This window comes from Duganella sp. GW822-FHT06D06, from assembly GCF_058799615.1.
Genome location: NZ_JBXALQ010000001.1, coordinates 470,485 through 489,248, shown reverse-complemented (window position 1 = coordinate 489,248; position 18,764 = coordinate 470,485). Strand labels below are relative to the sequence as shown.

Sequence of the window (18,764 nt, the reverse complement as noted above, 5' to 3'; positions counted from 1 at the left end):
GACCTGATGAGCGCCAGCCGCCGCCTGCCCAATTTTTCCGCACTGCGCGCCTTCGAGGCGGCGGCACGCCACGAGAACTTCTCGCGGGCGGCGGAGGAGTTGCATCTGACGCATGGCGCGATCAGCCATCAGGTACGCGCCCTGGAGGAGGAATTGGGGCGGCCGCTGTTCGTGCGGCATGGCCGGCAGGTGAAAATAACTAGCGACGCGCTGAAATTTGCCCAGTTTTTAGGCAAATCCTTTGCCGACATCACCGCCGCGGCCGACGCCATGCGGGCTTCCAGCGTCAACCAGCGGTTGACGATTTCATCGATTCCATCGTTCGCCGCGCGCTGGCTGGCGCCCCGGCTGGGCCGGTTTATCGACCTGTACCCGGATATCGAGGTGGTGCTGCAATCGAGCGGCCAGTTGCAGGACCTGGCGCGCGACGGCATCGATGTCGGCATCCGCTTCGGGCGCGGCAACTATCCGGGGCTGGTGGTGCAGCGGCTGATGGGCGATGTCTATTATCCTGTAGTGAGTCCCCACTATCGCGGTGGACAGCAACCGGCCACGCCGCACGAGCTGCGTCTGCACACGCTGCTGCGCTCGGTGGAGCCGTGGTCGCCATGGCTGCGCGCGGCCGGGGTCGACATGGCCGAGCCGGCCGGCGGCTTGATGTTCGAGGATTTGTCGATGCTGATACGCTCCGCCGCCGACGGCAACGGGGTGGCGCTGGTGCGCCATGTGGTGGCGATGCAGGAGATCGCCTCCGGGCAACTGTTGCGGCTGTTCGATACCGCCACGCCGTGCCCGGACGAGTACTTTTTCGTGTCACCGCCCGGCGCGGCCGGACGGCCGCAGGTACAGGCGTTTCGCGACTGGCTGCTGGAGGAGATTGCCGTCTTCCAGCGCCAGCAAGCCTGATTTACATCACAATCTTGACCATCGGGTGTGCCGACAGTTCGGTGTACAGGGCGTCGAGCTGCTCGCGGCTGATGGCGCGGATGGTCACGGTCAGGCCGGTGTAATTGCCCTTGGGCGAAGGACGCACTTCCATTTTGCCTTCATGGAAATCCTTGTCGTGCTTTTGCACCACCAGCACGATGGTCGCGGCGAAATCGATATGAGTCGGGCCCATCACCTTGATCGGGAAGTCGCTCGGGTACTCGATGAGGGACTCAGACGGCGGGATCGCTTGCATATTCATTCCAATCAAAAAAGAAAACCGGCGGCGTCAACGCGACGCCACCGGCCTCTATTGTAGCCAATTCAGCGCAGGCTTACGCTTTGCCCAGCGCCAGGGTGGCGGTTTCCTGCGGCGCGGCCAGCTGCGCCGGCTGCTGGCCGGACAGCCGCTGCAAGCGCGCCAGCGCCGATTCGTTGGCGACGCCCGGCTGGCTGACCGACTTGCGGATCGCCTCCAGCTCGGCGGCCTGCTCGTACGGACGCTGGCCGATGTCGGTGACGATCTTCATGCCGGCCGCCTCGTTGCTGATGGCTTGGGCGCGGCGGGTCAGCGCGTTCAGCGCGCTGGAGTTGCCGCGCATGCCGGACAGCCCGGCCAGCTGACTCTGGCGCTCGGCGCGCAGGTTCTGCAAATCCTGCTGGGCGCGGGCCGAGGCCAGCGCCTGCATCGCCTTCTTCGCCGCCGAATCGAACTCGGCCAGCTGCTTGGACAGCGCATCGACGATGGTTTGCAGTTCGTCCATGTACTGGCGGGCGTCGGCTTCCTCCTGCAATTCCTGCGGCATGCGCGCCTTGTTGCCTTCCAGCTCGTCGCAGAACAGGGTGATGGTCGCTTCCGAAATCTTGCCGGCGGCCAGGCGGTCGGCCAAGGTGCCGGCGGCCTGCTCGTCGGTGGCGATCAGCTGGCGCAGCTTGACCACGTCGGCCGCTTCCTTGTCGAAGGCGCTGCGGGCGGCGGCCAGTTTTTGCGCGGTCTGGCGCAGGCTGTCGGCCAGCCGGTCGCGGTCGGCCTCGGTGGCCGTTTCCGGATCAAAATTGGCGATCGCTTCGGAAACACGGTCGCCCAGCGCACCAAAATGTTTGTTGATCAAGCGCGCGGTCAAACCCCAGCCATTCAAGTTGCTCATGTCAGTCGTCCTTAAAAAGTTGCGCGTCATTGAATAACGACGCGTTGCTGCTCAACCGGGATACCGATGACGAAGTCGACATGGATCCCGCGTTTTGATGCATCGCCGTTCACGCTGCTGATGATTTCAGTCGTGATCAGCAAATATTCGTTGCCGCCGCTGCGCAGCTCGCGCACATACGGCATGAAGTACATTTCCTGGCGCAGGCCGGTGCGGCCGCTGGTGTCGTCCAGCCGGGTCTCGGTGCCGGAAAACGGCGTGACGAACTCGGCGTTCGGATCGCCGGCGTCGCGCCAGTAGTCGACGCCGTCGCGCTGGCCGAACACCAGGTCCAGATCGGCCTGGTCCAACCCGACGTCGCCCAGCTGCTCGCGCCACAGCGTGTAGCTGCGGTCGCCCAGGCCGGCGCCGGCCAGGCCCATGTAGGCCTCCTGGTCTTCCACCGTTTCCGGGATCACGCGGGCCAGCTGGGTGCAGTACATCACCTCGGCCACCTGGCCCTGGGCGTCCTGGTACACCTGCAGGAACTTCTCTTTCGAGTCCCGCTCGCCGGTGTCCAGGTAGTAGCGGTACAGGCCGCCGTTCTGCTTGAGCCGGATCTGCGACACCGCGACGATGCGGGTGTCGCCTTCGTCCGGCAGCGCGATCAGCGAACCGTCGCCGGCGGCGCGCAGCAGCGGCGACTGCTGCAACTGGATCACGCTGCCGATGCGCGCCCCCAGCGGCAAGCCCTGGTCCGTGCGCGGCGCCTCGGTCCCGGCCAGCTTGGCAGCGCCATTGCGCAGGTAGTTATATGCATCCGACCAGCCCATCTCAGTTCCTTTCAAATGAATAATTTGTCGCGTTGCCGGCCCGCAGACGGCGCAGCTTGCGCACCGAATACACCACCGCCCACACCATCACGCTCAGCACGCCCAGCCAGACCAACCAGCGCGCCACCGTGGCCAGGAAGGACGGCGCTGGCGCCGGCGCTTGGGCGGCCGGGACCGGATCACCCAGTCCCGGCATACCGTTGACCATGCCGGCCTGGGCGGCGCCAGTGTCCGCCGGGGCCGGGTTGCCGACAGCGGGCGTGGTCGCGGTCGGGTACGACACCGGCTGATGGCTCTGGCTCATCGCCCGCCCCAGCATGAAACCCAGCACGCCGTGCATCAGGCCGTTACTCGGCTGCTGCACGATGACCGGCGCCTGCTGGTACACCGGCGGCGCCTGATACACCGGCGACGGCTGCTGCCGCGAAACCGTATCGTTTAGCGGCGGCGGCGTGGTCGGCGCGGCGGCGGCCCGGCGGCTGTCCAGCGTTCTCAGCGCGTTGGCTCGGGCGGCGCTCTGGTCCAGGTCGCGCGAGGCGGCCGAGGTGTTGCGCGGCGTGGCCGAGGCCGGCGAGCCGGGCGCCTTGCCGAATGCGCCCGGACCGCTCTGGCGGTTGGCCGGCGGCGCGCTTGGCGAGCTCCGGGATGAGTTGCTCTTTTGTGAAGAAAATCCACTTTTATACGACGACGATGTGCCAGAATGTGAAGACGTACGCGGCTCCGCCAGCACATTGGTGCCCAGCGCAAGGCATAACGTCAGTAACAGCGCAGTATGGAAGGACTTCATGATGTCTTTTCGCAAAGAAGTTGAATGAAAATCAGCATAGCGCCGCGCGCCGGCGACTGCATCGGTAATAAAAGGCTAGCTTCACCATGACACGCAAATATCTGGACATGAATCAACACGACGCGCTCTACAAAGTGGCGCGCAGCTACCCCGGCGGCATCGACGCGCTGGCGCAGGCGATGGGCATCTCGGTCAACGTGCTGCGCAACAAGCTGGCGCCGACCATCGCCTCGCACTACCCCTCGTTCGAGGAAGTCTCGGCGGTGGTGGACCTGTGCCACCGCGCCGGCGTGGCCGACGCCCACCTGCCGCTGCACGCGCTGCTGGTGCGGCACGGCATGGCGGCCTTCGTCGTGCCGACCCCGGCCAACATCGGCGACGACGACCTGTCGCAGACCGTGTGCAAGGTGATGAGCCAGGTGGGGGCGGTGGCGGAGGCGGTGTCGACCGCGCTGATGGACGGCAAGGTCACGGCGGCCGAGGCCGACCTGATCGAACGCGAATTCCAGGGCGCGCTGTCGGCGCTGGGCGAATGGCGGGCGCGGTTGCGCCTGAAGGCGGAGCAACGATAAAAAGTCGCGCCCAAAAAAAAGCCAGCCCGAGGGCTGGCAAAAACTATTCTCTGATCGGAAATTGGGAAAAATCCGGAAAATAGTTGGGGCAAAGGGGGACAGTCTCGACGATCCTGCGTGGCGGATGCTGCCATCCTTGTTCTCACGCTTCCCACCGGGTTTATCAATATTGCAACGTTATACATTGCAACAGACAAAGTCCATCCGAATGTGATGAACTGCTGTTTTGGCTCCCTGAACGACCTATTTCCCGGATCAGGCGGTTACTCGCGGTTCTGATGCCGGCTGTCGCCGCGGTCCTCCTTGCGGCGCTCCTGCTGCTTGTCGCGGCCGTTGTCGCGGTTTTCCCGTTGTTGCGGCTGGGCTTGCGGCTGAGCCTGTGGCTGCGCTTGCGGCTGCTGGCGCGGCGGCTGCATCGGCGGCTGCTGCGCCTGCGGCGGCTGGGCTTGCGGCTGCGTCTGCTGCTGAGGCTGCGGCACCGGGCGCCGTTCTTCCTGCTGCCGGTACGGACGGCGATTCTCATCCCTATCCCTGTCGCGTTCGTAGCGTTCGCGGTTGGCCGGGAACGGCGTCGGCACGGTGGGCGCCGCCACCGGCGCCGCCGTGATCGGCGGATTGGCTTTCTGGAGATTCGGCGTCACCGCGATCGGCGGATTGGCCTGCTGGATGGTCGGTGCCGGCGCCAGCACCGGATTGGCTTGCTGGATATGCGGCGTGCCCGGCGCCTGGCCCGGCCGGCCGTGCGTCCGCACATCGATGCGCACATCGCCCGGCTGGATGGTTTGCGGCGGCGCGTCCGGATGGCCGAACTGGCCTGGCGCCAAGGTCGTGGTCTGCGTCCGGCCCGGCTGCACGGAGGCCGGTTGCGGCACCGACGGCGCGGTCAACACCCGCGACGGACGATCCGGGCGGCCGTCATGGTCGCGGTCTTGCCAGCCGCGGCGGTTGGTGTCCAGCGTGCGCGCGACGGACGGCTGCGGCGGCGCCACCGGCGCGGCGCTCGCCGCCAGGTTGGCCGCCGGTATCGCCTGCTGGCCGCGCGGCACCTGCACGCTGCGATGGCGCCCTTCAAACTGATCGCGCGGCAGCACGGTCAGGCCGTCGCGCCGGTCCACGTGGCCGGGCACGCTCGTGCGCGGCTCGAAAGACTTGCCGTTGTGGGACCAGCTCAGGCGCCGCTCGTGATCGGACGACACCCGGTAATTCGGCACGTAGCGCTCGCGCGGCGACAGCGGGAACCAGCCCAGGCCGGGACGATGGTCGCGCGCGAAATGCTCGCCGCCGACCCAGCCCACCAGCGCCGGCGCCCACACCGGACGCCCGGCGGAGCGTCCCGGCGCCCAGCACCAGCGGCGGTTGACCATCACCCAGCGGCCGTAATGCGAGGGCGCGTAGCCCCACGGCGCGTTGTCGACCCAGGTCCAGCCCCACGGCGCCAGCCAGATCCAGCGGCCGTCGCGGTAGGGCGCCCAGTCGATCGCCACATTGCGCGGGGTCCACAGCGCGCCGTACTCGACGCTCTCGGTCCAGCTGCCGTTGCGGTCCAGTTCCTCGTAGCCGGTCATGCCGGTGGAGACAAAACGGCTGCTCACCGAGGCCTCGGCGGCGCGGTCGCGCTCGTCGGACCAGACATCGAAGCCGTCGCGTCGCGCCGCGCTGGTGCGGAGATCCACGCTGCTGACCTCGACAAGGCGGCCGGGGCTGACCGTCACCGACGAACCGGCGCCGTCCACCCGCGCGCTGCCGGCCAGCACGCCGATCTGGCTGGTGTCGGCGACGCGCTCGGCGTCGATCCGCACCAGGCCGGGTTCGAGCAGGGTGACGCGCGCTTGCGGCGTGCTCAGTTCGAAATCGCGCAGCAGCTCCGGGTTGCGCACCCGGATGCTGACGCTGCCGTAATTCAGGCGCAGCCGCAGCAGGTCGTCGTCCAGGTCGATGATTTCCAGGTCGGAATCGCCATCCAGACGCACCGCCGTCGAGCCGACGCGGAATTCGGTGCGGGCGCCGCCGGCGGTGGTCAGGTGGCTGGCGCCGGTCACCGGCCAGTTCAGCGATGCGGCCATGGGCTCGTCGTCGCCGACCAAGGTGACCTGGCCCTGCACCGCGGAAATACGGCCGACCATGGCGGGCGGGTCCGCCAGCGCGAACGAACCGAAGCCGGCCAGGGCGGCCAGCACGGCGATTTGAATCAACTTGCGGCTCATGGCGGCGTCTCCTTGTATATTTATCATTTAACGCCGCAGCGAGCGATTCGACTACAGGGCTTACACCGCGTTACACATCGCAAGCAAATCAGGTACTTGCGCCGCCCCGTTTGACGAAGAACAAGGCCGCGCCGACCGCCATCAGCAAGCCGCCGAACACCCGGTTCTGCTGCTTGACGGCGCCGGCGTCGCGGAAATAGCGCTGCATGGACGAGGCCAGGAAAGCGTAGCTGTGCATCACCACCAGGTCGATGCAGCACATGGTGGCGGCCAAAATCAGCAGTTGCGGCAGCAGCGGCGAACCCTGGGTTATAAACTGCGGCAACACCGCCACCATGAAGATAATGCCCTTGGGATTGGTGGCGTTGGTCAGGAAACCGGTCAGGAAGCGTTTTTGCGCGCTCGGCACCATCACCTCGGCGCGTTCCTGCCGGCTGCTGACGCTGACCTTGGCGCGCCACTGGCTCAGGCCCAGGTAGATCAGGTACAGCGCGCCGACCGTCTTGACCACGCTGAACGCCACTTCCGAGGCCAGCAGCAGCGAGCCGACGCCGGCGCCGGCGATGAAGAAAATCATCATCAAACCGCTCTGCAGGCCGAGGATGGTGGCGGTGGTGCGGCGCACGCCGAACGACAGGCCGTGCGACATCGACAACACCGCGCCCGAGCCGGGCGAGACGGCGATGATGCAGGCGGCGATGAAAAAGGTGATCCAGGTGGCGAAGCTCATGATAGTCCCGTGCGGTCAGCCGCAGCACCGTGCTGCGGGGCAAAGTACATTGTAGCGGCGTTGGCGGCTCGCCGCCTGGCCCGTCATCGGTTAATATTGCTGATCAACCAAGGAACCGATATGACACAACCTCCACCGGAGCACCGCTAATGGCCGGCACCAGCCTGCTGGCGCTGATCGACGACATCGCCACCATCCTCGACGACGTCGCCCTGATGAGCAAGATGGCGGCCAAGAAAACCGCCGGCGTGCTCGGCGACGACCTGGCGCTGAACGCTCAGCAGGTGGCCGGCGTGCGCGCCGACCGCGAACTGCCGGTGGTATGGGCGGTGGCGGTCGGTTCGCTGAAGAACAAGGCCATCCTGGTGCCGGCCGCGCTGGCGATCAGCGCGTTCGCGCCGTGGGGCATCACGCCGCTGCTGATGATCGGCGGCCTGTACCTGTGCTACGAAGGCTTCGAGAAAATCGCCCACAACGTGCTGCACAAGGACGAGGTCGACCAGCACCTGGGCGAACTGGCCGACGCCGTCAGCGATCCGGACGTCGACCTGGTGGCGCTGGAAAAGGACAAGATCCAGGGCGCGATCCGCACCGACTTCATCCTCTCGGCCGAGATCATCGTCATCGCGCTGGGCACGGTGGCCGGGGCCAGCTTCCTGCAGCAGGTGACGGTGGTGGTCGGCATCGCGCTGGTGATGACGGTGGGCGTGTACGGCATCGTGGCCGGCATCGTCAAGATGGACGACGCCGGCCTCTACCTGAGCCAGCGCGGCGGCAGCGCGGTGCGCGCGCTGGGCCGGTTGCTGCTGGCGGCGGCGCCCAAGCTGATGAAGCTGTTGTCGGTGGTGGGCACGGCGGCCATGTTCATGGTCGGCGGCGGCATCCTGACCCACGGCCTGCCCGGCGCCCACGACCTGATCCACCACGCCGCCGAAGCGGTCGCCACGGTGCCGACGGTGGGGCCGCTGCTGGCCTGGGCCACGCCAGTCACCTTGGACGCGCTGGCCGGCGTGGTCGCCGGCGCGCTGGCCCTGGCGCTGGTGACGCTGGGTGGAAAACTATTAAAACTATTTAAACAGAAAAAATAGTCCAGGCGCGCCGCAAAAAAACTTCACCAACCACGGAACTCCCTGCCGCCTTTGCGCTCAAATGGCAAAGGAGATAGCGTATGGAGAAACTGCAGCGACATCTGCGCATGGCGCTGGACGCGGCGCGGATGATGATCTGGGATTCCGAGCTGTCGGGAGGCAAGGTCATCGACAGCACCGTCAAGTGGATGGGCGCCGGCACCAGCCTGCTGGGCTTGCCGGCCGGCGACCTGACGCAGCCGTTCTCCATTTTTTTACTCTCCGTCGATCCCGAAGACCGCGACCAACTGCTGGAAACCATGCAGAGCGCGGTCGACCGCTGCACCGGCTATGAAGTCGAGTACCGGGTGCGGTGGCCGGACGGCAGCCGCCACTGGCTGGCCGCCAAGGCCCACGTGTTCTGCGACGAACTGCAGGCGCCGGTCGGCACGCTGGGCATCGTCTGGGACATCACCGAGCGCAAGGACAACGAACAGGCCACGGCGCGCCAGCGCGAGCTGGCCGCCGTCACGCTGCGCTCGATCGGCGAGGGCGTGATCACCACCAACGCCGACGGCAAAACCGACTACCTGAACTACATCGCCGAACAGCTGACCGGCTGGACCTTGGAGCAGGCGCGCGGCCTGCACATCTCCGCCACGCTCAAGCTGATCGACGACGCCGGTTCGCCCATCCCGGAACACGCGGCGCTGCAATGCCTGCGGCTGCGGCAGGCGATCGGCATGTCGTCGCAAAACCAGCTGGTCACGCGCGAGGGCCGCCACATCGCGGTCGAGGAATCGGCCGCGCCGATCTGGTCCGACACCGGCGAACTGCTGGGCGCGGTGGTGGTGTTCCGCGACGTCAGCCACGAGCGCAAGCTCAGCAAGCAGCTGTCGTGGAACGCCAGCCACGACACGCTCACCGGCCTGATCAACCGGCGCGAATTCGAAGTGCAGACCGCCGCCGCGCTGCACACGGCCAAGGAAGAAAACCATGTGCACGCGCTGCTGTACATGGACCTGGACCAGTTCAAGATCGTCAACGACACCTGCGGCCACACCGCCGGCGACCTGCTGCTGCAACTGCTGGCCAAGATGCTGCAGACCCAGATGCGCGACAGCGACATCCTGGCCCGCCTCGGCGGCGACGAGCTGGGCGTGCTGCTGCCGCACTGCCCGCCCGACCAGGCGCTGCTGATCGCCGACCAGCTGCGCCAATCGATCAAGAATTTCCGCTTCGTGTGGGACCACCACACCTTCGAGCTGGGCGTGAGCATCGGCCTGGTCGAGATCAACCACCACAGCAAGTCCATGACCGAGCTGCTGATCGCCGCCGACCAGGCCTGCTACCTGGCCAAGGAGCGCGGCCGCAACCGCGTGCACCTGTACCAGGATTCGGACTTGCGGCTGGCGCGCCGCCAGGGCGAGATGCAATGGGTGTCGCGCCTGAACGAAGCCTTCGAGCACCAGTACTTCCGGCTGTACGCCCAGCCCATCGTCGGCCTCGGCCTGCACCAGGAAAAGCACGACGAAGTGCTGATCCGCATCCAGCCGGCCAGGGGCGAGCTGATACTGCCGGGCGCCTTCATCCCCGCCGCCGAGCGCTACGACATGATGACGGCGATCGACCGCTGGGTGATACGCGCCGTCTGCCGCTACGTGCAGCGCACCCGCGCTGAGCAGGGGGACCGGCCGCCGGAGCCGGCCCAGTACTCGGTCAACCTGTCGGGCAGCTCGCTGAGCGACGAGGGGCTGCACGACTACATCATCGACCAGTTCGCCGAACACGGCATCGCGCCCGAGCAGATCTGCTTTGAGATCACCGAGACCGCCGTGATCGCCAACCTGATCAAGGCGCAGGATTTCATGGCCGGGCTGAAGGCGCTGGGCTGCCGCTTTTCGCTGGACGACTTCGGCAGCGGCCTGTCCTCGTTCGCCTACCTGAAGGCGCTGCCGGTGGACTACCTCAAGATCGACGGCGTGTTCATCCGCGACATCGCCAACAACGCCATCAACCGCGCCATGGTCAAGGCCATCAACGAGGTCGGCCACGTGATGGGCATCTGCACCGTGGCCGAATACGTCGAGGACGAGCCGACCCTGGCCGTGGTGCGCGAGCTGGGCCTGGACTACGCCCAGGGCTACGCGGTCGGCACGCTGCGCCCCTTGACCGCCTAGGCGGCCAGCCCGGCCTCGCCGCGATGGGCGTCGGCATGGGCCCGCAAATATTCGGTAGCACTTACCACCGCGTTCAGCAACCGCGGCGGCGTCTGCGCGCCGTGGGGAAAACTGGCGCGCTCGGCGAAATACACGATGTCCTGCGGCCGCCCGCACGCGTTCGACGATGGCGTAGCTGCCGATGCCGGCATCAAAAATTCCTATAGGGCGCCGCAGTTCCATGATTTCCCTGGCTATCCCAATCCGGGGAATTTTGATCCACATCAATAAAATTGCGCGTCGGACTACGTAAACTGATCGGATCAATTGCGATAGAGCAATTATTCGATCGGAGCCCCAACATGCGCAACAACCAGCCCGTTAGCAACCGTGAAATAGAAGTCTTGGACGACCAGGCCATCGTCTCAAAAACTGACTTAAGTGGCAACATTGTCTATGTAAATCCCTATTTCACACAAGTTAGCGGATTCAGCGAGGCGGAGCTGCTGGGCGCGCCGCAAAACATCGTGCGCCATCCGGACATGCCGGCCGAAGCCTTCGCCGACCTGTGGGACTCCATCAAGGGCGGCATGCCGTGGACCGGCATCGTCAAGAACCGTTGCAAGAACGGCGACTTTTACTGGGTGCGCGCCAACATCACACCGATCCGCGAAAGCGGCCAGACCACCGGCTACATGTCGGTGCGGGTCAAGCCCACGCGCGAACAGATCGACAACGCCGAACTAGCCTACCGCGCCATCCGCGAAGGCGGCAAGCACGGCATCCGCATCAAGAACGGCCAGGTGATCCGTTCCGGCGCCGGCACGCTGCTGTCGCGCCTGAGCCATGTGTCGCTGGCGATGCGCATCTGGCTGGCCACCAGCGTGGTCAACGTGCTGCAGGTGATCGTCTGCGCGGCCGCGCTGATGGGCGGCGGCGGCAACAGCTACGCCATCTTCGGCACCACCTTCGTCGGCCTGTTGATCAACGTCTTCCTGTGGTACACCATCCGCTCCTCGGTGCTGAAACCGCTGGAGCGCGCACTGCACGGCGCCCGCTCGATCGCCGCCGGCGACCTGTCCTGCTCGTTCGACACCGAGTCCACCGACGAAGTGGGCCAGCTGCTGCGCGCCTTGCAGCAAATGAACAGCAACCTGATCGCCACCATCCGCGACGTCCGCACCAACGTCGAGACGATGGCCGTGGCCACCCGCCAGATCGCCGCCGGCAACGCCGACCTGTCCGGCCGCACCGAGGCGCAGGCCGCCAGCCTGGAGGAGACCGCCTCCAGCGTCGAGCAGTTCTCGGCCACCGTCAAGCAGAACGCCGACAACTCGGCGCAAGCCAACCAGCTGGCGCTGAACGCTTCCAACGTCGCGCTGCAGGGCGGCGAAATCGTCGCCGACGTCATCGCCACCATGGACGAGATCAACACCTCCTCGCGCAAGATCGTCGACATCATCGGCCTGATCGAGGGGATCGCCTTCCAGACCAACATCCTGGCGCTGAACGCGGCGGTCGAAGCGGCCCGCGCCGGCGAACAGGGACGCGGTTTCGCGGTCGTCGCCGGCGAGGTGCGCAACCTGGCCCAGCGCAGCGCCACCGCCGCCAAGGACATCAAGCACCTGATCAACATCTCGGTCGGCAAGGTCAGCGCCGGCATGCTGCAGGTCGACCGCGCCGGCGCCACCATGAAGGAAGTGGTGACCTCGGTGCAGCAGGTGACGTCCATCATGCACGACATCTCGGTGGCCTCGCACGAGCAGAGCATCGGCGTCGACCAGGTCAACGCCGCCATCGCCCACCTGGACCAGGTCACGCAGCAGAACGCCGCCCTGGTCGAAGAGGCGGCCGCCGCCACCGCCAGCCTGGCGCTGGAGGCGGGCGGCCTGACGCAGGCGGTCAGCCTGTTCAAATTCGGCGGCAGCCGCAAGGTGCGCCCGCTGCGCGCGCCAGTTCGCCAACCACAAACCATGAAACGACTCGCGGCCTGAACATGAACACCATTGAGAACCACGCCGGCGGCGCCTTCCCCAACGTCGAATTCGACGCCGCCATCATCGGCAAGCTGAGCCAATCGGGCCCGCGCTACACCTCGTATCCCACCGCCGACCGCTTCCAGCCGGACTTCGGCTACGGCCAGTTCCTGGAGGCGGTGGCCGGCCTGCGCATGCGCCGCAGCCAGCGGCCGCTGTCCTTGTACATCCACATCCCGTTCTGCGACACCGTCTGCTACTACTGCGGCTGCAACAAGATCGTCACCAAGGACCACAGCAAGGCCGCCACCTACCTCGGCTACCTGAAGCAGGAGATCGACATGCAGGGCCGCCTGTTCGCCGGCATGGGCCAGATCGAGCAGCTGCACTTCGGCGGCGGCACGCCGACCTACCTGAGCGACCGCCAGATGGGCGACCTGATGGCCCACCTGCACGCCAACTTCCAGTTCGCGCCGGACGCCCAGGGCGAGTATTCGATCGAGATCGACCCGCGCACCGTCAGCGTCGACCGCGTGCGCTCGCTGCGCGCGCAAGGCTTCAACCGCATCAGCCTGGGCGTGCAGGATTTCGATCCCGAGGTGCAGAAGGCGGTCAACCGCATCCAGCCGGAGGCGGAAACCCGCGCCGTGATGGACGCCGCGCGCGACGCCGGTTTCCGCTCCATCAGCATCGACCTGATCTACGGCCTGCCGAAGCAGAGCATGGCCAGCATGGAGCAGACGCTGGACAAGGTGATCGCCGCCAACCCCGACCGCATCGCGCTGTACAACTACGCGCACATGCCGCACCTGTTCAAGCCGCAGCGCCGCATCGCCGACGCCGACCTGCCGACGCCGGCCGTCAAGCTGGACTTGCTGGCGCTGTGCATCCGCCGCTTGTGCGCGGCCGGCTACGTCTACATCGGCATGGACCATTTCGCCAAGCCGGAAGACGAGCTGGCGGTGGCGCAGCGCCAGGGCCGTTTGCAGCGCAACTTCCAGGGCTATTCGACGCGCGCCGAGGCCGAGCTGATTTCCTGCGGCGTGTCGGCCATCAGCGCGGTCGGCGCCACCTACAGCCAGAACGAGAAAACGCTGGAGGCCTACTACGAAAAGCTGGACGAAGGCAGGCTGCCGGTCACGCGCGGCATCAAGCTCGACACCGACGACCTGCTGCGCCGCATCGTGATCCAAAAGCTGATGTGCAATTTCGAATTGTCGATCGCCTCCATCGAGCAGGCCTATCCGATCCGCTTCCAGCAGTACTTCGCGACCGAGCTGGAAAAGCTGCGCGCCTTCGAGGACGACGGCCTGCTGGAGGTCGATCCGGAATGGATCACCGTGACGCCGAAAGGGCGCCTGCTGATACGCAATCTCTGCATGGTGTTCGACCGCTACCTGAACCTGCCGCGCGCCGACGGCCCACAGCCGCTGCGCTACTCGAAGACGATATGAACGCCCTGCAGCTATTGCCGGTGATGGTGGTGGGGCTGGCGGGCAGCGTCCACTGCATCGGCATGTGCGGCGGCATCGTCGGCGCGCTGTCGGTGAGCACCGCGCCGCTGCCGCGCAACGTGATACCGATCGCCGTCATCGCCAGCACCAGCGCCTTGCCGCGCGTGCTGGCGTACAACGCCGGCCGCATCGCCAGCTACATGGCGGCCGGCGCGCTGGCGGGCGGCCTGGCCGGCGGCGCGCGCAGCATCGCCTCGCTGGCCGGGCTGCAGCTGGGCTTCTACTGGCTGGCCAACCTGATGCTGGTGGCGCTGGGCCTGTACCTGATGGACGCCTGGCGCGGCCTGGCCGTGCTGGAGCAGGGCGGGCGCGTGCTGTGGCGGCGCGCGCAGCCGGTGATCGCGCCGATGATGACAGCGCTGATGCCGGCCACCCGCCCGCACCAGGCTTTCGCGCTCGGCCTGCTGTGGGGCTGGCTGCCGTGCGGCATGGTCTACAGCGTACTGCTGACCGCGATGCTGAGCGGCTCGGCCGGCGACGGCGCCGCCGTCATGCTGGCCTTCGGCCTGGGCACGCTGCCGATGCTGACCGGCCTCGGCCTGATAGGCGCGCGCCTGCAACGCGCGCTGCAACAACGCCGCGTGCGCGTCGCCTGCGGCTTGCTGGTGCTGGCCTTCGGCGTGCTGGGCCTGGCGCGCGCGGCCGGCGGCATCGCTCCCGACTGGATGGATACCCTATGCCTGACACCACATCAATAGGCAGCGTCGCGCCGCCAGGCGCGAACGGAAGCGCCCGTGCCGACGCCGGCATCTGCTACCACTGCGGGCTGCCGCTGCCGGCCGCCGTCAATCCGGCCTGGACCGTGCGCATCGAGGGCGCCGCGCACACCATGTGCTGCCCCGGCTGCGCGGCGGTGGCGCAAACCATCGTCGACCTGGGCCAGCAATCCTACTACCGCGAACGCTCCGCCTTCGCCGCCAGCGCCGAGGGCGCCGACATGCTGCCGCCGGAGCTGCGCCTGTACGACAACGCCGACCCGCGCTTCGCCCTCGACGAAGACAGCCGCGAAACCACGCTGGCGGTCGAAGGCATCCGCTGCGCCGCCTGCGTGTGGCTGATCGAGCAACGGCTGGCCAAGCTGCCCGGCATCGACAGCGCCCAGCTCAACGTCGCCACCGAGCGCCTGTACGTGCGCTGGCGCCAGGACGCCTGCCAGCCCGGCGACATCCTGGCCGCGCTGCACGCGATCGGCTACGCCGCCTATCCCTACGACGCCCTGCGCCACGGCGAGCAGCAGCGCAAGGCCGCCAAGACCCTGGGCCGCCAGCTGTTCGTGGCCGGCCTGTCGATGATGCAGGTGATGATGTACGTGGCGCCGGCCTACCTGGCCGAGTCCGGCACGCTGGACGACAGCATGGCCGCGCTGATGCGCTGGGCCAGCCTGCTGCTGACCTTGCCGGCGATCTGCTATTCGGCGCAGCCGTTCTGGCGCGGCGCCTGGGCCAGCCTGCGCGCGCGCGCGCCGGGCATGGACGTGCCGGTGGCGCTGGGCATCGCCGCCGCGTTCGGCGGCAGCGTGGCGGCCACCGTGCGCGGCCAGGGCGAAGTGTATTTCGATTCGGTGACGATGTTCATCTTCCTGCTGTTGTGCAGCCGCTACCTGGAGTTGCGCGCGCGCCGCAAGGCCGGCGCCGCGCTGGAGCGCCTGCAGCACGCGTTGCCGGCCTCGGCCACGCTGCTGGCCGACTACCCGGACAGCCACGCGGCCACCCTGGTCAAGGCCGCCGCGCTGGCGGTGGACGACGTCATCATGATCAAGCCGGGCGAGGCGGTGGCGGCCGACTGCGTCATCCTCGACGGCCGCACCGTGCTCGACCTGTCGCTGCTGAGCGGCGAAAGCGCGCCGGTGGCCAAGGACGTCGGCGACGCGCTGCCGGGCGGCGCCATCAACGCCGGCGCCGTGATCCGCGCGCGCGTGACCCGGCTGGCGCTCGACAGCACCATGTCCCAGCTGGTCAAGCTGATCGACCGCGCCGGCCGCGACAAGCCGCGCATCGCGCAATGGGCCGACCAGGTGGCCGGCTGGTTCGTGCTGGCGCTGCTGCTGTTCGCGCTGCTGACCTTCGGCTTCTGGTTCTGGCTGGACGGCGACAGCGCCACCCGCGCCTGGCCGATCGCGATCGCGGTGCTGGTGGTGTCCTGCCCGTGCGCGCTGTCGCTGGCCACGCCGACCGCGCTGGCCGCCGCCACCGACCGCCTGCTGCGGCAAGGCGTATTGATCACCGGCCCGCAAACGCTGGAAACGCTGCACCGCGCCACCCACGTGGTGTTCGACAAGACCGGCACGCTGACCTACGGCAAACCGATGCTGCAGGAAATCCAGCAGCTGGCTCTGATGCAACCCGACTTCTGCCTGCAGGTGGCGGCCGCGCTGGACGCCGGCAGCGCCCACCCGCTGGCGCGCGCCATCGTCAACGCGGCGGCGGCGGCCCAGGGCGGCGCGCGCGCCGACTGGCAGCCGGTGGTGGCGGTCGAAGCCCCCGGCCGCGGCGTCGAAGGCGTGCTGCACAACCGCCTGTACCGGCTCGGCAGCGCCAGCTTCGTCGCCGAGCTCAGCGGCGCGGCGCCGCCGCACGACACCGGCGGCGGCGTGACCCCGGTCTACCTCGGCGTCGACGGCCAGTGGCTGGCCTGTTTCCACCTGCACGACGCCCTGCGGCCGGACGCCCAGGCCACGGTCGATTATTTCCGCCAGGCCGGCAAGACCGTGGTGCTGCTCAGCGGCGACCACGAACGGCTGACGCGCCAGGTCGGCGACCAGCTCGGCATCCACACCACCGTCGGCGGCTACCTGCCCGATGAAAAACTGGCCTTCGTCCAGCGCCTGCAGCAAAAGGGCGCGGTGGTGGCGATGGTGGGCGACGGCATCAACGACGCCGCCGTGCTCAGCGCGGCCGACGTCTCGTTCGCGATGGGCGCCGGCGCCGCGCTGGCGCAAGCCCATGCGGACGCGGTGCTGCTGTGCGGCCGCCTGGACGCGGTGGCCGCCAGCGCCCGCGTGGCCGACCGCACCATGCGCGTGATCCGCCAGAACCTGGGCTGGGCCAGCGTCTACAACGCGGTGGCGATCCCGGCGGCGGCGCTGGGCTGGCTCAACCCGTGGCTGTCCGGGGTCGGCATGGCGCTCAGCTCGGCCGTGGTGGTGGCCAACGCGCTGCGCCTCAGAAGGGGTCCATGATGGAAGCGCTGTACCTGCTCATCCCGCTCAGCGTGCTGCTGGTGTTCGCCGCGCTGTGGATCTTCTTTTCCGCCTCGGACGGCGGCCAGTTCGACGACCTGGTCGGCCCGGCGCTGCGCGTGCTGCAAGACGACGACAAGCCGCCACCGGATTGACTTGATCCGGGAAATTTTGATTCACATCAAGGATTTTTGAGTCTCGCAAACGTAATCTTTGATACACATCATCAAAGCGTTCTTGGGAGAACTTCAAGTGGACCTTGCACAGAACTACAACTACAAGATTGTGAAGCAATTCGCAATCGCCACCGTGGTCTGGGGTATCGTCGGCATGCTGGTAGGCGTCATCATCGCCGCCCAGCTGGCATGGCCGGCGCTGAACCTGGACATTCCATGGTTGACCTACGGCCGCCTTCGGCCTTTACATACCAATGCCGTCATCTTTGCGTTCGGCATCAGCGGACTTTTCGCCACCTCGTACTACGTGGTCCAGCGCACCTGCCAGGTGCGGCTGTTCTCGGACAAGCTGGCCGCCTTCACCTTCTGGGGCTGGCAGGCGGTGATCCTCAGCGCCGTCGTCACGCTGCCGCTGGGCCTCACGCGCGGCAAGGAATACGCCGAGCTGGAATGGCCGATCGCGCTGCTGATCGCGGTGGTGTGGATCGCCTACGCGGTGGTGTTCTTCGGCACGCTGCTGACGCGTAAGGTCAAGCACGTCTACGTCGCCAACTGGTTCTTCGCCGGCTACATCATCGCCGTCACCCTGCTGCACGTGGTCAACGCCGCCAGCATGCCGGCCACGCTGTTCAAATCGTACTCCGCCTACTCGGGGGTGCAGGACGCCATGATCCAGTGGTGGTACGGCCACAACGCGGTCGGCTTCATCCTGACCGCCGGCTACCTGGGCATGGTCTACTACTTCATACCCAAGCAGGCCGAACGTCCGGTGTACTCGTATCGCTTGTCGATCGTGCACTTCTGGGCGCTGATCTTCACCTATATGTGGGCCGGCCCGCACCACCTGCACTACACCGCGCTGCCGGACTGGACGCAATCGATCGGCATGGTGTTCTCGCTGATCCTGCTGGCGCCAAGCTGGGGCGGCATGATCAACGGCATCATGACCTTGTCGGGCGCCTGGCACAAGCTGCGCACCGATCCTATCCTGAAGTTCATGATCGTCTCGCTGTCGTTCTACGGCATGGCCACCTTCGAAGGTCCGATGATGTCGATCAAGACCGTCAACGCGCTGTCGCACTACACCGACTGGGGCATCGCCCACGTCCACGGCGGCGCGCTGGGCTGGGTCGGCTTCATCACCATGGGCTCGATCTACTACCTGCTGCCGCGCCTGGCCGGCCAGCAAAAAATGTATAGCACCAAGTTGATCGACCTGCACTTCTGGGTCGCCACCATCGGCATCGTGCTGTACATCGCCGCGATGTGGATCGCCGGCGTGATGCAGGGCCTGATGTGGCGCGCGGTCAATCCCGACGGCACCCTGACCTACACCTTCGTCGAAGGCGTCAAAGCCACCTACCCGTACTACGTGGTGCGCTTCCTCGGCGGTCTGCTGTACCTGAGCGGCATGTGCGTGATGGGCTACAACACCTGGATGACCTTGCGTAACCGCGAAACCGCCGTGGCGCGCATTCCCGCGCTTGCCGCCGGCCACGCCTGATATCGGAGCG

At 66.9% G+C, this 18,764-nt stretch carries 17 protein-coding genes; 10 read left to right on the top strand and 7 right to left on the bottom strand.

Annotation, left to right across the window (positions count from 1 at the left end):
- Nucleotides 1–6 precede the first annotated feature (6 nt).
- Entirely contained in the window at nt 7–906 is a 900-nt protein-coding gene (locus AC1RMD_RS02265; RefSeq protein ID WP_492923237.1) for a transcriptional regulator GcvA, read from the top strand.
- A 1-nt stretch (nt 907) separates the two neighbouring features.
- On the opposite strand, the gene AC1RMD_RS02260 is transcribed toward AC1RMD_RS02265, so the two are convergent.
- The 4 genes from AC1RMD_RS02260 to AC1RMD_RS02245 form a co-directional block, all read right to left on the bottom strand.
- On the bottom strand, nt 908–1,183 hold the full coding sequence (locus AC1RMD_RS02260) for a DUF493 family protein (protein WP_492923235.1): 276 nt from the start codon (nt 1,181–1,183) through the stop codon (nt 908–910).
- A gap of 79 nt (nt 1,184–1,262) precedes the next feature.
- Entirely contained in the window at nt 1,263–2,075 is an 813-nt protein-coding gene (locus AC1RMD_RS02255) for a hypothetical protein (protein WP_492923233.1), read from the bottom strand.
- Nucleotides 2,076–2,101: 26 nt separating this feature from the next.
- Nucleotides 2,102–2,887: a DUF2491 family protein gene (locus AC1RMD_RS02250; RefSeq protein WP_492923231.1), complete on the bottom strand. Its 786-nt coding sequence runs from the start codon at nt 2,885–2,887 to the stop codon at nt 2,102–2,104.
- A gap of 1 nt (nt 2,888) precedes the next feature.
- Complete coding sequence (locus AC1RMD_RS02245; RefSeq protein ID WP_492923229.1) at nt 2,889–3,674, bottom strand: hypothetical protein; 786 nt, start codon at nt 3,672–3,674, stop codon at nt 2,889–2,891.
- An 86-nt stretch (nt 3,675–3,760) separates the two neighbouring features.
- Between AC1RMD_RS02245 and AC1RMD_RS02240 the strand changes: the two genes are divergently transcribed.
- Nucleotides 3,761–4,246 (top strand): phage regulatory CII family protein, encoded by a 486-nt coding sequence (locus AC1RMD_RS02240; protein ID WP_492923227.1) that lies wholly within the window; start codon nt 3,761–3,763, stop codon nt 4,244–4,246.
- A 263-nt stretch (nt 4,247–4,509) separates the two neighbouring features.
- Here the strand turns inward: AC1RMD_RS02240 and AC1RMD_RS02235 are convergent, their stop codons facing one another.
- Together AC1RMD_RS02235 and AC1RMD_RS02230 are read right to left on the bottom strand one after the other, a co-directional pair.
- On the bottom strand, nt 4,510–6,450 hold the full coding sequence (locus tag AC1RMD_RS02235) for a DUF6600 domain-containing protein (protein WP_492923225.1): 1,941 nt from the start codon (nt 6,448–6,450) through the stop codon (nt 4,510–4,512).
- An 88-nt stretch (nt 6,451–6,538) separates the two neighbouring features.
- Nucleotides 6,539–7,180, bottom strand: coding sequence for a LysE family transporter (locus AC1RMD_RS02230; protein WP_492923223.1), 642 nt, complete (start codon nt 7,178–7,180; stop codon nt 6,539–6,541).
- 149 nt (nt 7,181–7,329) lie between these two features.
- Between AC1RMD_RS02230 and AC1RMD_RS02225 the strand changes: the two genes are divergently transcribed.
- Together AC1RMD_RS02225 and AC1RMD_RS02220 are read left to right on the top strand one after the other, a co-directional pair.
- A complete protein-coding gene (locus AC1RMD_RS02225; RefSeq protein ID WP_492923221.1) occupies nt 7,330–8,268 on the top strand; it encodes a DUF808 domain-containing protein in 939 nt (312 codons plus the stop codon).
- Nucleotides 8,269–8,348: 80 nt separating this feature from the next.
- Nucleotides 8,349–10,427: an EAL domain-containing protein gene (locus AC1RMD_RS02220; protein WP_492923219.1), complete on the top strand. Its 2,079-nt coding sequence runs from the start codon at nt 8,349–8,351 to the stop codon at nt 10,425–10,427.
- On the opposite strand, the gene AC1RMD_RS02215 is transcribed toward AC1RMD_RS02220, so the two are convergent.
- Entirely contained in the window at nt 10,424–10,618 is a 195-nt protein-coding gene (locus AC1RMD_RS02215) for a hypothetical protein (protein ID WP_492923217.1), read from the bottom strand. The genes AC1RMD_RS02220 and AC1RMD_RS02215 overlap by 4 nt on opposite strands.
- A 150-nt stretch (nt 10,619–10,768) precedes the next feature.
- Here AC1RMD_RS02215 and AC1RMD_RS02210 point away from each other — a divergent pair, with 150 nt between their 5' ends.
- The 6 genes from AC1RMD_RS02210 (at nt 10,769) to ccoN (ending at nt 18,754) form a co-directional block, all read left to right on the top strand.
- Nucleotides 10,769–12,400: a methyl-accepting chemotaxis protein gene (locus AC1RMD_RS02210; protein ID WP_492923215.1), complete on the top strand. Its 1,632-nt coding sequence runs from the start codon at nt 10,769–10,771 to the stop codon at nt 12,398–12,400.
- Nucleotides 12,401–12,402: 2 nt separating this feature from the next.
- On the top strand, nt 12,403–13,836 hold the full coding sequence (gene hemN, locus AC1RMD_RS02205; protein WP_492923213.1) for an oxygen-independent coproporphyrinogen III oxidase: 1,434 nt from the start codon (nt 12,403–12,405) through the stop codon (nt 13,834–13,836).
- Nucleotides 13,833–14,594: a sulfite exporter TauE/SafE family protein gene (locus AC1RMD_RS02200; RefSeq protein WP_492923211.1), complete on the top strand. Its 762-nt coding sequence runs from the start codon at nt 13,833–13,835 to the stop codon at nt 14,592–14,594. The genes hemN and AC1RMD_RS02200 overlap by 4 nt, the downstream gene beginning before the upstream one ends.
- Complete coding sequence (locus AC1RMD_RS02195; protein ID WP_492923209.1) at nt 14,573–17,074, top strand: heavy metal translocating P-type ATPase; 2,502 nt, start codon at nt 14,573–14,575, stop codon at nt 17,072–17,074. The genes AC1RMD_RS02200 and AC1RMD_RS02195 overlap by 22 nt, the downstream gene beginning before the upstream one ends.
- Nucleotides 17,074–17,229, top strand: coding sequence for a cbb3-type cytochrome oxidase assembly protein CcoS (ccoS, locus tag AC1RMD_RS02190; protein ID WP_492923563.1), 156 nt, complete (start codon nt 17,074–17,076; stop codon nt 17,227–17,229). The genes AC1RMD_RS02195 and ccoS overlap by 1 nt, the downstream gene beginning before the upstream one ends.
- Before the next feature lie 97 nt (nt 17,230–17,326).
- Nucleotides 17,327–18,754, top strand: a complete 1,428-nt coding sequence (gene ccoN, locus AC1RMD_RS02185) for a cytochrome-c oxidase, cbb3-type subunit I (RefSeq protein WP_492923207.1) — start codon at nt 17,327–17,329, stop codon at nt 18,752–18,754.
- Nucleotides 18,755–18,764 lie beyond the last annotated feature (10 nt).

Excerpts from the sequence above, each read along its gene's own strand:
- AC1RMD_RS02200 (WP_492923211.1), top strand. The coding sequence starts at position 13,833 with ATGAACGCCCTGCAGCTATTGCCGGTGATGGTGGTGGGGCTGGCGGGC.
- AC1RMD_RS02220 (WP_492923219.1), top strand. The coding sequence starts at position 8,349 with ATGGAGAAACTGCAGCGACATCTGCGCATGGCGCTGGACGCGGCGCGG.
- ccoS (WP_492923563.1), top strand. The coding sequence starts at position 17,074 with ATGGAAGCGCTGTACCTGCTCATCCCGCTCAGCGTGCTGCTGGTGTTC.
- AC1RMD_RS02225 (WP_492923221.1), top strand. The coding sequence starts at position 7,330 with ATGGCCGGCACCAGCCTGCTGGCGCTGATCGACGACATCGCCACCATC.
- AC1RMD_RS02215 (WP_492923217.1), bottom strand. The coding sequence starts at position 10,618 with ATGCCGGCATCGGCAGCTACGCCATCGTCGAACGCGTGCGGGCGGCCG.
- AC1RMD_RS02265 (WP_492923237.1), top strand. The coding sequence starts at position 7 with ATGAGCGCCAGCCGCCGCCTGCCCAATTTTTCCGCACTGCGCGCCTTC.
- AC1RMD_RS02195 (WP_492923209.1), top strand. The coding sequence starts at position 14,573 with ATGCCTGACACCACATCAATAGGCAGCGTCGCGCCGCCAGGCGCGAAC.
- hemN (WP_492923213.1), top strand. The coding sequence starts at position 12,403 with ATGAACACCATTGAGAACCACGCCGGCGGCGCCTTCCCCAACGTCGAA.
- AC1RMD_RS02235 (WP_492923225.1), bottom strand. The coding sequence starts at position 6,450 with ATGAGCCGCAAGTTGATTCAAATCGCCGTGCTGGCCGCCCTGGCCGGC.
- AC1RMD_RS02245 (WP_492923229.1), bottom strand. The coding sequence starts at position 3,674 with ATGAAGTCCTTCCATACTGCGCTGTTACTGACGTTATGCCTTGCGCTG.
- AC1RMD_RS02255 (WP_492923233.1), bottom strand. The coding sequence starts at position 2,075 with ATGAGCAACTTGAATGGCTGGGGTTTGACCGCGCGCTTGATCAACAAA.
- AC1RMD_RS02230 (WP_492923223.1), bottom strand. The coding sequence starts at position 7,180 with ATGAGCTTCGCCACCTGGATCACCTTTTTCATCGCCGCCTGCATCATC.
- AC1RMD_RS02260 (WP_492923235.1), bottom strand. The coding sequence starts at position 1,183 with ATGCAAGCGATCCCGCCGTCTGAGTCCCTCATCGAGTACCCGAGCGAC.
- AC1RMD_RS02250 (WP_492923231.1), bottom strand. The coding sequence starts at position 2,887 with ATGGGCTGGTCGGATGCATATAACTACCTGCGCAATGGCGCTGCCAAG.
- AC1RMD_RS02210 (WP_492923215.1), top strand. The coding sequence starts at position 10,769 with ATGCGCAACAACCAGCCCGTTAGCAACCGTGAAATAGAAGTCTTGGAC.
- AC1RMD_RS02240 (WP_492923227.1), top strand. The coding sequence starts at position 3,761 with ATGACACGCAAATATCTGGACATGAATCAACACGACGCGCTCTACAAA.